12 protein-coding genes are annotated in these 14257 nt (G+C 58.5%); 4 read left to right on the top strand and 8 right to left on the bottom strand.

The window, feature by feature from the left end; genetic code table 11:
• The first annotated feature begins 8 nt into the window (after positions 1–8).
• Genes fliF through fliP form a run of 4 tightly spaced genes read left to right on the top strand, consistent with a single transcriptional unit; the run spans position 9 to position 3310 of the window.
• A complete protein-coding gene (gene fliF / locus AC5SSZ_RS21095; RefSeq protein WP_347509206.1) occupies positions 9–1679 on the top strand; it encodes a flagellar basal-body MS-ring/collar protein FliF in 1671 nt (556 codons plus the stop codon).
• The gene (locus AC5SSZ_RS21100; protein WP_495439905.1) at positions 1679–2278 is read left to right on the top strand and encodes an ABC transporter ATP-binding protein; all 600 of its coding nucleotides are present in this window, start codon (positions 1679–1681) and stop codon (positions 2276–2278) included. Before fliF ends, AC5SSZ_RS21100 begins: the two co-directional genes overlap by 1 nt.
• A complete protein-coding gene (locus tag AC5SSZ_RS21105; protein ID WP_065272123.1) occupies positions 2271–2567 on the top strand; it encodes a FliM/FliN family flagellar motor switch protein in 297 nt (98 codons plus the stop codon). Before AC5SSZ_RS21100 ends, AC5SSZ_RS21105 begins: the two co-directional genes overlap by 8 nt.
• Positions 2564–3310, top strand: coding sequence for a flagellar type III secretion system pore protein FliP (fliP, locus tag AC5SSZ_RS21110; protein ID WP_065272122.1), 747 nt, complete (start codon positions 2564–2566; stop codon positions 3308–3310). Before AC5SSZ_RS21105 ends, fliP begins: the two co-directional genes overlap by 4 nt.
• A gap of 442 nt (positions 3311–3752) precedes the next feature.
• Here the strand turns inward: fliP and AC5SSZ_RS21115 are convergent, their stop codons facing one another.
• The 8 genes from AC5SSZ_RS21115 to AC5SSZ_RS21150 all read right to left on the bottom strand — a co-directional run bounded on the left by AC5SSZ_RS21115 (position 3753) and on the right by AC5SSZ_RS21150 (position 14205).
• Positions 3753–4736: a hypothetical protein gene (locus AC5SSZ_RS21115; RefSeq protein WP_495439907.1), complete on the bottom strand. Its 984-nt coding sequence runs from the start codon at positions 4734–4736 to the stop codon at positions 3753–3755.
• 107 nt (positions 4737–4843) lie between these two features.
• Complete coding sequence (locus tag AC5SSZ_RS21120) at positions 4844–5947, bottom strand: flagellar basal body P-ring protein FlgI (protein ID WP_065272121.1); 1104 nt, start codon at positions 5945–5947, stop codon at positions 4844–4846.
• Positions 5947–6927, bottom strand: a complete 981-nt coding sequence (locus AC5SSZ_RS21125) for a flagellin (RefSeq protein ID WP_237028361.1) — start codon at positions 6925–6927, stop codon at positions 5947–5949. Before AC5SSZ_RS21125 ends, AC5SSZ_RS21120 begins: the two co-directional genes overlap by 1 nt.
• Positions 6928–6954: 27 nt before the next feature.
• Positions 6955–8400: a flagellar hook-associated protein FlgK gene (flgK, locus tag AC5SSZ_RS21130; protein WP_495439910.1), complete on the bottom strand. Its 1446-nt coding sequence runs from the start codon at positions 8398–8400 to the stop codon at positions 6955–6957.
• Positions 8401–8445: 45 nt separating this feature from the next.
• Positions 8446–9750, bottom strand: a complete 1305-nt coding sequence (locus tag AC5SSZ_RS21135) for a flagellar hook protein FlgE (protein ID WP_065272118.1) — start codon at positions 9748–9750, stop codon at positions 8446–8448.
• A 122-nt stretch (positions 9751–9872) separates the two neighbouring features.
• On the bottom strand, positions 9873–10709 hold the full coding sequence (locus tag AC5SSZ_RS21140; RefSeq protein ID WP_065272117.1) for an OmpA/MotB family protein: 837 nt from the start codon (positions 10707–10709) through the stop codon (positions 9873–9875).
• A 232-nt stretch (positions 10710–10941) separates the two neighbouring features.
• Positions 10942–12561, bottom strand: a complete 1620-nt coding sequence (locus AC5SSZ_RS21145; RefSeq protein WP_274831691.1) for a long-chain-fatty-acid--CoA ligase — start codon at positions 12559–12561, stop codon at positions 10942–10944.
• A gap of 21 nt (positions 12562–12582) precedes the next feature.
• Complete coding sequence (locus AC5SSZ_RS21150; protein WP_495439912.1) at positions 12583–14205, bottom strand: GMC family oxidoreductase; 1623 nt, start codon at positions 14203–14205, stop codon at positions 12583–12585.
• Between the last annotated feature and the right edge of the window lie 52 nt (positions 14206–14257).

Genomic DNA, 14257 nt, shown 5'->3' on the forward strand with positions numbered 1-14257 from the left:
AGGTTAATGTGCAGCAGATCAAGAATGTCTGGGCAGGTTTGGATACGCGGAAGCGCCTGATCGCAATTGGCGCGACTTTGGCCGTGATTCTCAGCATCCTGGCGATGTCCAATTTGGCAACCAAGCCAACAATGCAATTGTTATACGCCGGGCTGGAAAGCGGCACGGCCGGAGATGTGGTGAGCTCGCTTGAGCAGCGCAACATCCAATATGAAGTCCGCGGCGGCTCTATTTATGTGCCCTCGGACAAACGCGACGAGCTTCGGATGACCCTGGCAAGCGAGGGCCTTCCGGCAAATGGCGGGCGCGGTTACGAACTGCTCGATTCGCTCAGCGGGTTCGGAACGACTTCGCAGATGTTCGACGCCGCCTACTGGCGTGCAAAAGAAGGCGAGTTGGCCCGGACCATCGTCGGCAGCCCGCATATCACCCAAGCGCGAGTCCATATTGCCAATACTGGGACGAATCCTTTCCAGCGGACCGCAGATGCCACCGCATCGGTATCCGTGGTGCCGATGGGGTCGCCCATTACACCGGCGCAGGCCAACGCGATTCGCTTTCTGGTTGCCTCGGCCGTCACCGGCCTTGCGGTGGAAAACGTCGCCGTCATCGATGCCAATGGTGCCCTGATCGGATCCACCGAGGCTGCAGCAGCAGCGGGTGCAGGCTCCGATGACAGGTCGCAATCCATCCGCGATCGGGTCATGCGCCTTGTTGAGGCCCGAGTCGGCCATGGCAACGCAGTGGTTGAAGTCAGTGTCGAGACCGTAACCGACACCGAATCCATCCGCGAAAAGCGCGTCGACCCGGAAAGCCGTGTTGCGATCAGCACCGATGTGGAAGAACGCGCCGATTCGTCTCAGAACCAGGCCGGAGAGGTGACCGTCGCCTCGAATATTCCCGATGGGGATGCTGCATCGGGCCAGGGTTCCAAGGCGAACACCAGCGCAACGCGGGAACGGGTAAACTACGAAATCTCCGAAACCGAAAAAGAGATCGTGCGCGGCCCCGGTGCCATCAAGCGTCTCACCGTCGCGGTGCTGGTCAACGGTGGCATGGCGACCAACGAAGCCGGGGAAACCGTCTTCGAACCGCGCCCCGAAGAAGAACTGCAAGCCCTGCGCGAGCTGATTTCGGCCGCTGTCGGATTTAACGCGGACCGCGGTGATGTGATTACCCTGAAGTCGATGGATCTTCCCTCTGTCGAGCCGCAGGGCACGGTGGCCACCAGCTCCTTCATGGACAATCTGTATTTCGACGCCATGTCGCTGATCCAGATGGGGGCCCTGGCACTGGTTACCCTGATCCTTGGCCTGTTCGTTGTCCGCCCGATTCTGTCCAACAAAGGATCCTCTGTCGCCGCGCTGAGCGCACCTGACGGCGGTGCATTGCCTGATCTGCCCGCCTTGGGCGGAGGTGGCGACTTCATGTCGAACCCGGACATGGGTGCGAATCTCGCCCTGGACGGAGAAATCCAGGACAACATGGGCGGCGATTTCGCTCCACTTGGCGATATGCCCGGCATGGGTAGCGGCCTGGACGACCTGGGCGGACTGCCCGCACTGGGTGGTGGTGGCGAAAACCCCGTCGACAGGCTGCGCTCCATGATCGGTGAACGTCAGGAAGAAACCGTCCAGATTCTGCGCGGCTGGCTGGAAGAGAACGAGGAGCGAGTTTGATGAGTATCACGCATCTTCTGGAAGACTTCGGCGGCGGTTCAGCCGTCGAAGTCCCCGACCCCGGCCTTTCCGAGGAGGTCGTCGAAGAACAAAGGCTTGTGTCCTTTGAAAAGGGATACAGCGCCGGTTGGGAAGACGCCGTCAGCGCAAAGGATCAGGAATCAACACGGATTTCGGCCACGCTGGCCAGTTCGCTTGAAGACCTGAATTTTACCTACCACGAGGCGCAGACACAGCTCATCGAATCGCTGGACCCGATGTTCAAGGTACTCACCAGTTCGGTCCTGCCGGACGCAATGTCAGCCACCTTTGGTCACCACATCGTAGATCAGCTGACCGATATGGCCCGGTTCCAGACCGATCAGGCGATGCAGATCGTGGTGTCGCCGAGCGAAAGCCACGCGGTTCGTGCCCTTGTTGCGGAAAACATCTCGGTTCCGGTGAAAGTTCAGGAAGACGATACCCTGGCCGAAGGTCAGGCTTATCTGCGTGTCGGCGCCTCCGAACGCGAACTAAACAGCTCCGCGCTGCTCGAATCTATTCATGGTTCGATCGACGCCTTTACCTATCATGTCAGAGAGGACAGCCAGTATGGATAATGCAGCCGAACTCAATATGAAAGCCACCGATGCAAGCAACCCCTTCGTATCGGTTCCAGTGGAAGTGGTTGTTTCGGTCGGCAAGGCCCGGCCACTGATCCGCGATCTGGTCAACCTTGGCGAAAACGCGATCCTGACTCTGGACAAACGGGTCGAGGATCCGGTCGACCTTTATGTCGGGGACCGTCTGGTCGCCCGCGGTCAGCTGGAAGAAATGGAAGGCGATCAGGCTGGCCAGCTGGCTGTGCGCCTGACCGAAATTGCCGATCTGCAAAACGGGCTGGGATGACACACAAACCTATCGCCTATGCGGCGCTGGCGCTTTTTCTGGCGCTGGCCCTGCCGCAGGCCGCCGTTGCTCAAGAATTGAGCCTGTCATTGGCGGATGGACAGTCGATTTCGGCGCGGTCCATCCAGCTGATTCTGCTGATCACCGTGCTGAGCCTCGCGCCCGGCCTTTTGATCATGGTTACCTGCTTTCCGTTCCTCGTAACGGTGCTGTCGATCCTGCGCCAGGGCATGGGCCTGCAGCAGGCGCCGCCAAACATGCTGATGATCAGCCTGGCGTTGTTCCTGACCTATTTCGTGATGGAGCCTGTATTCAACGAAGCCTGGGTGAACGGGATCAGCCCGTTGATCGAAGAACAGGTGGACGTCGAAACCGGCATTACCCGGGGGCTGGAACCCTTCAGAGCCTTCATGGCAAACCGGCTGGATCCGGACACCTTTTATGCCATCGCAGATCTGCGCCCAGCCACCCAAGGGATCGATCCAACAGCCGATGCGCCGCTGTCTGTTCTGGTCTCCAGCTTTCTTCTGTCGGAAATCGCGCGGGCATTTCAGATTGGCTTTCTGGTCTTTCTCCCCTTCCTGGTCATCGACCTGGTGGTCGCCGCTATCCTGATGTCTATGGGTATGATGATGGTGCCACCCGCAGTGGTCTCCCTGCCGTTCAAACTGGCGTTCTTCGTGGTCGCCGATGGCTGGAGCCTGATCGCAACCGCCCTGGTACGCAGTTACTATCCATCCTAGCCGGACCGGCAGACATTCAAGACAGATCTCAGCCCTCCGAACAGCAGTTCGGGGGGCTTTTATGTTATGTTCCGTGACGCGCTCAGTTTGTTTCTGGAAAAGATCCTCGAATTCTCAATTCCCTTGAAACTGCTCCGTATCTGCTTGCGAAACGATGTGCATTCCTCACCACGTGCATCAGCCACAAGCAACGAAGCAGGGTCTACAAAACATGTAGGTCTATTGTGCGGACGTTGCTGCCGTTGAAGTGACGCGGGCGGATGGCAGCTTTTGCTGCGACTTGGCTACTGGTCCTGAAGCAGTAGATGCACGCTGCTTGGGCACGCCACATTGACCTTGGCCAAGACGTCCGATTAGAGAAACTGCCGTGCTCCCTAGATTTGGAATGTCCCGTTCAGGTCTGACACTCAGAATATTGATTGAGCATCGAGATTTTCTTTATTCAGTTGCAACCTGACTTCGGGCGATTGGGATGATCAACGCTTCCGGGAGCTCTGAGTTCGCAGACCCGCGATAATAAAGCTTTGAAGTTTTCATTGGGAGAGATTGCGTATTCGATGAACGCTTGGATAGCCAGGCTTTCTCTTTCTGCCATTTGTAAGGGCGTTTCTTCGAGACTGCTCCAGACCGTCCAGACAGCGATTAGACGGCTGTCTATGCGCATCGCAGCCGTGCAGAATCTTGTTCCTGAATTAGTGGCGGTGCCATCGCATTCAATCGAAGCGGTTTTTCGATGAATCTCCATCGCCCGAAGTTGGTCGCCGACGTGCTCTTTTCCGACGGTCCAGTGATTGTCAAATGCCGCCAGCACCTCAGCGTCACTGAGATAAAACCGGTTGCGCGGCAGGGCTTGAGTGAGAGGGGCCCAGGGATCGTCGCAAACTGACTTTGCCCAGTGCGTCGTCAGTTGACTACAAATATTACTAAATGATGGATTAAAATCATTCCACCCAAAAGCTCGCACACGGATTTCCAGCTTGTCGAGTTCCGGGGCGGTTTCGCGACGATCTGCTGCCTCTCGAAAGGCTTCCAGGCGAGCTTTGGACCGCTCGCGGTCCCCAGAGCGGTCCAAGCTAAAACTTTGCTTCGATGCTGTATAACCAGGGAGCGCTATATATGGAATTCGTATAGTACGCTTGCCAACTATTACGTGGGCGTCCGAAGCCAAGAACGCAATATACTCCGTTTGTTTCCGTTCATCATTGACGCGATTACTGATCGTCCAGGCCGCTGCGGCTATAGCGAGCAAGAAAAATATGCGAACAACTCCCAAATCAAACTCCTGCCCACTCAGGTTGCCAACATGGTAACTGGGCGAATTCTTAGTCAACTGTTTCAATTTATTTTTGGAGAAGTTTTGCAGACAACGTGCAGCGCTGAAACGCACCTCTTGATAAATACCCGACCTTCGAACGTCATGCAGCATCGGTCGAATAAGGGCTCAAAGCCGAAAAACGCGCTTTGCAGACATGGCCAAAGAAAAGCCCGGACCGCGCAAGCGATCCGGGCTTTTGTAATGTGCTTTGGCTGGCTTCAGCGCACAACGAATTCCGCGTGCAAAGCTCCCGCCGCTTTCAGGCTTTTCAGGATATCGATCATGTCCCGTGGAGAGACACCCAGCGCATTGAGCCCGGCAACGACCTCGGACAGAGACGTGCTCTCCGGAACTTCGGCCAGTTGGATGCCCTCTTCCTCTTCGATGGCGGCACCGGTGCGCGGTACGACAACCGATTCGCCATTTCCGAACGGGTTGGGCTGTACCACAAGCGGTGCTTCTTCTATCCGGAGGGTCAGGTTACCCTGGGCCACGGCCACCCGCGAAATCCGCACGTCGCTGCCCATTACAATGGTGCCGGAAGCCTGATCAATGACAACACGCGCCTTGCGCTGCGGCTCGACAAGGATGTTTTCGATCCGACCGACCGCATGGGCCGTGGATCGCGCACGGGTACGCTGGATATCCACCTCAACCGTGCCAGAGTCCCGCATCAGGGCCACGCTGCGGCCGAATTCAGCGTTAATGGCCCGTTCGATCCGGCCTGCGGTGGTGAAATCCGGTTCACGCAGCGCCAGGCGCATCGACGAAAGAGAGGACAGATCGAAGTCGATCTCCCGCTCAACCCGGCCACCTGCCGGGATCACACCAGCGGTCGGCACGCCCTGCGTCACACTGGCGGCCTCCCCCTCGGCGACGGTGCCACCGGCCAGGATGGTCCCCTGGGCCACGGCATAGATCTGACCGTCGGCCGCGTTTAGCGGCGTCATGATCAGGGTGCCGCCCATCAGGCTTTTGGAGTCGCCAATGGCCGAAACCGTCACATCGACGTTGCCGCCAACCCGCGCAAACGGTGGCAGAGTTGCCGTCACAAACACCGCAGCCACGTTCTTCGGACGGAATTGTTCGCCCGTCACGTTGACGCCGAGGCGCTCCAGAATGTTCGACATGATTTCTTCGGTGAAAGGCGAATTGCGCAGACCATCACCGGTGCCATCCAGCCCCACAACCAGGCCGTAACCAACCAGATCATTGCCGCGCACCCCATCAAATTCCACCAGATCCTTCAGCCGGATCGCGCTGGCCTGAGCCATCGCAGGCAGAAGCAGACAGGCGATGAGGAGACGTAGAAATTTCAACATTACATGTACCTCAGCAGCGACAGTTGGGAACTACGCGAGGTCACCGAGTAGAGGCTTTCCAGCTGCAGCTGAGCTTCTTCTAGGCGTGTATGCGTTTCATAGGGGTCCGCGTTGATCAGGTTGTTTTTGGCGATGCTCAGACTGGTTTCGGTCGCGGTGTTGCGTGTACTCACGCGCTCCAACTGCCCTTCAATAAAGCCGATGCTAGCCTGTTTATCGATGAGCTGTTCGGTGCTGTTGAGCAGTTCTGTCCCAGTCATCTTGGCAAGCTCAACCTTGGTGGTGTCGCTCAAACCCAGCGCGCTTTCGTTGACCAGAGCCGCGATGGCAAAGCTTTGCAGCGGGTGCTTCAAAGCAGGATCATCGGCGCGCAGCGCAAGCGATACGGTTTCCCCATCGGCGACCTCGACCGGTGACAGATCCTTGGTGGAGCCCACATACATGGCATCGTCAAACCCCATCGGATCGGCGAACCAATCCTTTACCGCCTGCACGATGTCCGTTGCGCTTGTCAGCCCCGAAACCTCGGACACCAGTTCGGTCATCAGCGTACCTGCATCATTCAGCGGCGAGGTAGAGGTGGCGGTGCCGGCAAACAGGCTGCGGCCACCAGCCCAGGAATTCAGCTTGCTGATGGCATTATCTAGCTGGATCCGTCCTTCCGCACCGAAACGCTCTGCATCGTCAGGCTTAAGCGTTGGCGTCAGGCCCAGCAAATTGTCACGCATGGTCTGAGCCGAAGATTGAATGAGTTCCAGGCTGCCCTGCATGCCCGTTGCAAAAAGCTTTGCCTCGTTGGTGGCAATCACATGGCTTTCCAGGCGGGTCAGGTTGGTTTCGATATCGGAAAGATACGTGAAATCACCACCCAGTCTGGCGGTAATATCGGAGAGTTTCCCGCTGGCAAGCTCTTGCCCCAGCCTTTCGATATCCTGCTTCAGCTCGGCGTTGCGGTTACGCAAGAACATATGCTGCGCCATGTCGCCATAGGACTTAATAATCATTGATCAGATCCCCAGAATAGTTTCCAGCAGGCCATCCACGACGGACAACACCTTGGCATTTGCACCATAGGCTTTTTCATACAGCATCAGGTTCTGCAGCTCGGCATCGGTATCGACACCAAAGCTCGCCTCGGTCTGGGCCATTTCGGTATAGCTGGCTGCCGCAAAGGTCAGCGTGTTCGACGCGCTGTTGTCGTCGCGGGCAAACCGGGACAGCAAGACGGAACTCAGCGTCGAGGCATCGCCACTGACACTGCCAAGACCTGTCGAACTCAGAGAACGGTTTTCCTTCAGGGCCTCTGCGTAGCCATTGATCAGACTACCGTCACCGGGATCACCCTGCGTGGCTGCGTAAAGCCCGTCCCGGAAACGCCAGGTTTCCGCCTGACCATCCATGGCAACCAGATCATTCAGCTCCAGTCGGCCGGAAACCCCAACCGTGTCGGCGCTATCGAAGAAGTTGCCACCATCAGTGAAGATACCTGCATCCGTGGCACCGATCGTGGAATCGAGTGCCGGGTCCTGGAACCGTTCGATCAGATCGCGGGCATAGGCATCAAGATCGTCCTGCGCCTTCACGGCCAGCACGTCACGGACCTGGAACTGAGCAACCAGTGTGCCGCCTCGGATGGGGCCGTTTGCGCTTGTGCTGATCGGTTTGCCATTCACCTCAAGCCCTGACAACAGCCCGTTGTCCTGGGTCATATGAGGCAGCATGTCACTTTTGGGAGAGAAGCTGAGCTCAGAAGCTTTACCCTCCAAGAGCGCAGTGCCACCGGAGGAATAGAGCGCGATCCTGCCACCATCCCGGTTGATAACATTGACCGGGATGATCGCGTTGATTTCATCAACCAGCATGCTGCGTTGGTCAAGCAATGTCGTGGTGTCGGCCCCCGCAGCTTTGGCCACGACAACGCGGGCATTCAGCTTTTCAAGCTCCTTCAGGGTGGAATTCACCTTGTCGACCTGAATACCGATCGAGGTATCGGCCTGAACCCGCATATCGCGGAGCCCGTCAGCCGCGTCGGTGATCGAGCGGACCAGAAGGTCCGCCTTCACCGCCAGATCGTTCAAACGCGGCGTGGAGTCGGGCCGAGACAACGTCTCGACCAGACTGCCGTCGAAGTTGGCCATCTGCGATGCGATCGAAGATTCATCGTCAACGCTGCCGACAAGGCTGCTCATCCGCGCGTAAAAAGTCGCGTTGACCTCAGCCACGGCATATTCAGCCTCAGAATCGCGGCGCGCAGAGACCACCCCCGGATCGACCATGCGCTGGACCGCACCGATTCTCACCCCCGGAGAGTAGGCATTCGCATTCAGATCCAGTGTCCGCCGCGTGTAACCCGGGGTCAGCGCGTTGGCGAGGTTCTCGGACACGATCTGTGAAGATCGTGACGCAGCATTCAATCCGCTCATCGCGGAGTTAATTGCACTTGTGATAGACATGATCAGCCTGCTCTTTCTAAGCCGGGGTCATTGCGCATCAGCGCGTTAACGCTTGATGTTGGTGGTTTCCTGAAGCATCTCGTCGACGGTCTGGATAACCTTCGCGTTCGAGGAATAGGCCCGCTGCGTCTGGATCATGTTGGTCAGCTCACCCGCCACATCGGTCGAAGATTCCTCACGCGTGAAGCCAGCAATTTCACCGGTGGGTCCATCGCCCGCATTCCACAGGAAGAACGCACCGCTATCTGCTGACGGGAGGAAGGTCTGATAGTCCAGCGACACCATCCCATTGGGGTTAGGCATATCGACCAGCGGGATCTTGTAGAGGATGCGGCTTGCGCCAGTGCTATAATTGGCCCGCACAAAGCCCGACGTGTCTACATCAACCCCAAGCAGGTTGCCCGCAGTCGCACCATCCTTGGTGATGGTCGCGGGTGCAAAGGTATCGGAAACCTGGGTGAAACCATCATTTTCACCGATCAGGCCGATATTGATTTCGATCGGGCCGCCATCGACAGTAACGATAACACTACCGGTCGCAGCATCATACGCACCACCGCTCACATCAGTTACCGAAGCCAGATTGCCGCCATCGGTGCGACTGTCGTCAAATTCCAGAGTATATTCACCCACAACCGCGCCGCCGCTGGCGGTATCTTTGATGGTCATCGTCCATTGGTTGGATTTACCGGTCGCGGGCACCGTCGGAGTGAACTCGATATCCAGATTTTCCGAGGATCCAAGGTTGTCGAAATACTCGATCGACAGGGATTCAACCCCTGAGGTTGCGCCAGCCTCCGTCGCTGTCGCAGGCAGGTTGGCACCAATCTGCATTTTGGTTGTCGGCTCGCCGACCAGCTGGTTCTTATTCAGATATATCGGCTCCAGACCATCGCTCGAGTCCACAGCGCCGGCCAAGGTGTTCCCGGCAGCATCTGTCGGCCATCCAAGCAGTGCCAGCCCCGATTCCGTTGCGAGATAGCCATCGGAATTCATGCTGAAGGATCCCGCAGTGGTCAGCCGCATCGACGGCGCGCCATTACCTGCTGCAATTTCCGAAAGGGTCGTCACAGGCAGGAAGCCACCGCCGTCGCGCACTGCCAGGTCTGTCGGATTATCTGTCGTCACCAGGGGACCGCGTTGATCAATCAGACGCACATTGGTGGTCCGCACACCGCCCGCACTATAGGCACCGCCAGAGGACCCCGCCACGATCGAATGGAAATCCGTCTGGACGCGCTTGTAGCCAGCGGTAGAGGAGTTCGCGATGTTATCGGAGATGGAGGCCAGTCGGCTGGCATTCGCGCCGAGCCCGGATACACCCGCATATAGCGACGAAGAAATGGTCATAGCACGCCTTTCTGCTGCTTCAAATTCTTGATGCAATAGCTAGCGCACGAGCACTTAACGGGCGGCTAACAGATAAAATCCAATCTATCTGTCGCCGCCCGGTGGTGGTTAATTGTCATGTTTTACTTGCGCAAAAGGGTGATTTCGACGCGGTTGTTGCGAACCCGCATGGGGTTTTCAACGGCCAGAGTACGGTCGGCATATCCCGTGATCCGATGGATTCGGCTAGATTTCAGACCACCCGATTCGAGTAGCTGGCGGGCCGCATCAGCGCGGGCGTGCGACAACTCCCACACCGGGTTCTTGGCAAGGACCACAGGCTGGGACCGGATGTGCCCGCCAATGGCGATACCGTTGGCCACCGTACCGCTGACCCGGGCCACCATGCGCACCAGATCACGGAACAAGGGCGTCGGTTCTGCTGTACCATCTTCAAACAGCGCTGCATCTTCGGTTTCGAACAATTCGATGATCAGACCTTCGTCGGTGACCCGTGTCACGATATGGCGCGCCAGGTCGGTCGAGACCATGCTTTCACCGCCAAGCCCTTTCAGTTCCTCTTCGACGACCCGGAAAACCTCCTCTTGGGCGGACTGCTCGCTTGCATCCATCAACCCGGTCGCGCCTTGAGCCTGCCGCGCATTTGTCGGGTGTTCGTCCGTCGCGCCAATGCCGCTTTGCGGTTTGACGTCCTCGGTGAACATGCTGTCCCCGCTGAACGCGCCGTTGCCGCCACCGGAGACCCGGCTGAGCGGAATGGACGGCGAGAAATAGTCAGCCAGACCTTTGCGCTGCTTTTCAGTGGTCGCATTCAGGAGCCACATCAGAAGGAAGAATGCCATCATCGCGGTCACGAAGTCGGCGTAGGCCACCTTCCATGCACCGCCGTGATGACCATCGCCACCACCTGATTTTTTCTTCTTGATAATTATCGGAGCTACATTGCTTTGAGCGCTCATTTCAACCACCACTTTTTTTCACCCACAATCGGGGTATCAGGCAGTGTGTTAATCAGATCTTAACAGCTAAAATTGGCTGCTATTAAGACATCCAAACAAATGATTTAAGGGCATAAATGTGGTTTTCAGGGGTGAACCGAGACAACCTCAAGTCAACGATGTGGCAGCTTTGTGGCGAAGGTGTGGCGGAGGTCTGACCCCGCCACAAAAAGGGCGGGATCAGAAGGGCGTTTCAAGCGTCCAAAAGGATGTCGCCGAATGATTCGCGCAGCTTGTTCTTGAGCACTTTGCCGGTGCCGCCCAGCGGCAGATCATCGGTAAAGACCACGCGGTCCGGAATCTGCCAGCTTGCAACCTTGCCTTCGTAATGCGCCAACAGCTCTTCTTCGGTCAGACTTTCGTCGGAACGCACCGCAATCACCACCGGACGTTCATCCCACTTGGGGTGCCGAGCCGCGATGGCAGCCGCCTGAGCGATCTTGGGGTGGGACATGGCGATGTCTTCCAGCTCCACCGTCGAAATCCACTCACCGCCCGACTTGATGATGTCCTTGGACCGGTCGCGGATGATCATATAGCCATCGGCATCGATGGTGGCGACATCGCCGGTATCGAACCAGCCATCCATGGTCAGCGCGCTGGTGTCATGGCCAAAGTAGGTATCGATGATCCAGTGACCACGGATCTGCAACTCGCCCTGGGTCTCGCCATCCTCGGGCAGGCGTTTGCCCGCCTCGTCCACGATGCGCAGTTCGACACCATAGGGCGGACGCCCCTGCCCTTCGCGGATCTTGCCCTTTTCCTCGACGCTCAGGTCGTCGTGTTTCTGCAGAAGGTTGTTGAGCGTACCCAGCGGGCTGGTTTCGGTCATGCCCCAGGCATGGATCAACTCCACTCCGTATTTGTCGCGGAAGGTCGGGATCATGACCGTCGGCAGGGCCGAGCCGCCCACAACGGTACGCTTCAGGCTTTCGGCCTTGCTGCCGGTCTTCTCCAGCGCCTGCAACAGCCCCATCCAGATGGTCGGCACGCCCAGCGCAAGGGTGACCCGCTCGCCATCGATCAACTTGACCAGGCTTTCTCCATCAAGATGCGGCCCCGGCAGAACCAGTTTGGCGCCGACAGCCGCCGCAATATAGGGAACACCCCAGGCGTTGACGTGGAACATCGGCACCACTGCCATCACCGTATCGCGCGCCGAGATCGCCAGCCCGTCCGGCTGGTTGCCGCCCATGGAGTGCAGCACTGTGGTGCGATGGGTATATTGCACCCCCTTGGGGTTGCCGGTGGTGCCAGAGGTATAGCACAGGCTCGACGGCGTGTTTTCATCAAGGTCGGGCCAACTGTTGTCATCGCCTTCGGCGGCCAGCAGTTCGTCGTAGAACAGGATGCCTGGCACGGCCTCGGCGGCCGCCTCATCCCGCGGACCCATCAGCACGATGTGTTTCAGCGTTTTCAGGTGCTCTTTCAGCTTGCCCACCGCAGGCACAAAGGTGGCGTCAATGAACAGCACCTGATCCTCTGCGTGGTTGATAATGTAAATCAGCTGTTCCGGCTTCAGGCGCGGGTTGATCGTGTGGCAGATCATCCCGCCACCGGAGACACCGAAATAGATTTCCAGATGGCGGCGGTTGTTCCAGGCGATGGTGCCGCAGCGCTCTCCTGCCTTGATGCCAAGACGCTTCAGCGCGGCGGACAGTTTGCGGGCATTCGCCTCGATCTCACCCCAGTTGGAATGCACGACCTCGCCCGAGGTTTCGACCGAAGTCACGGTGGTGTTGCCGTGGTACCGGCCCGCGTGTTCGATCAACGAGCTGATCGTCAGCGGTTTGTGCATCATCTTGCCAAGCATTTTGCCTTGCTCCTCCAAAATTCACTCGGCGGCCAGAGCCGCCCGGTTGCGGATCAGATCCGCGGCTTTTTCTGCGATCATGATGGTCGGTGCGTTGGTGTTGCCCCCGATCAGCCGCGGCATGACCGATGCATCCACAACGCGCAGGCCCTCCATGCCGCGCACTTTCAATTCCGGATCGACGACCGCCATTTCGTCCTGCCCCATCCTGCAGGTACCCACCGGATGATAGATCGTATCCGACCGCGCCCGGATGTGCTGCTCCAACGCTGCGTCATCCGGCTCACCTTCGATGAACAGCTCCTTATGGATGTAGCCCTGCAAGGGCGGCGTCTGCATGATCTGCCGGGTCTTGCGCACGCCCCTGATCAGGGTGGTCAGATCCTCGGGATCGGACAGGAACTGCGGATCGATCCGCGGCGGCGCCATCGGATCGCCCGAGGTCAGCCCGACCGAGCCACGCGATTTGGGCCGCAGCACGCAGATATGGCAGCTGAAGCCATGCCCCAGATGCAGCTTGCGGGCGTGGTCATCGACGATGGAAATGACGAAATGCAGCTGCACATCGGCGCGCTCCAGCGTCGGATCGGTCTTCAGGAACGCCGCCCCTTCGGCAAAGGGAGTCGCCAGCATCCCCTTGCCCGTCTTGCGCCAGTCGTTGATGTGTTTCAGCAAGTTGACACTGCCCGGCAAAGAGATCCCGAAATTGTCCCGGTCCTTGCTTTTGTAGGCGAGGGTGAAATCGAGATGATCCTGCAGGTTCTGCCCGACGCCGGGCAACTCGTGCACCATACCAATCCCATGCGGCGTGATATCCTCAGCGCGCCCCACCCCCGACAGCTGCAGCAGTTGCGGTGAATTGAATGCTCCGCCACATAGGATCACCTCGCGCCCGGCGTTGACCGTCAGATCCTGCCCGCCCTTCCGGTACGCAACGCCGGTGGCGCGCTTACCCTGAAACAGCACCTTGGTGGCGTGGGCGCCGGTGATCACCGTCAGGTTCGCGCGATCCATCACCGGGTGCAGATAGGCTGCCGCGGCCGAGCAACGCTCGCCATTCTTCTCCGCCGCGTGGAACTGCGTCACCTGATAAAGGCCGATGCCTTCATTATCTCCAGTATTGAAATCCGCCGTCTCGCGGATCTGCAGCGCCTTGCCCGCCTCGACAAAGGCGCGAGTGATGGGGCGCGGGGATTTCTGGTGACTGACCTGCAGGGGGCCGTCACCGCCATGCACCGCATCGCTGCCAGCTTCGTTGTTTTCGGCGCGCTGGAAATAGGGCAGCACGTCACTCCAGCCCCAGCCATCACAGCCCAGCCCTGCCCATTCATCATAGTCACCCGCATGACCGCGCACATATAGCATGGCGTTGATCGCACTGGAGCCGCCCAGCGCCTTGCCGCGCGGCTGGTATCCCTTGCGCCCGTTCAGGCCCGGCTGCGGCACGGTCTCAAACGCCCAGTTGTTGATCTTGGGACGACCCGGCAGCATGGCAACCACCGCCGCCGGTGCGCGTACCAGAATGCTGTCACCGCGCCCGCCTGCCTCCAGCAGGCAGACGCTGGTGTTCGGATCCTCGCTGAGCCTCGAGGCCAGAGTTGACCCTGCTGAACCGCCCCCCACAATCACATAGTCGAACTGCATCGCTCCCCTCCCAAGGCTGCATCCTGTTCCAAGGTGAGCGCAGGAAGGGGCA

The sequence above is a fragment of the Phaeobacter sp. CC-HEC084 genome, from assembly GCF_059429255.1.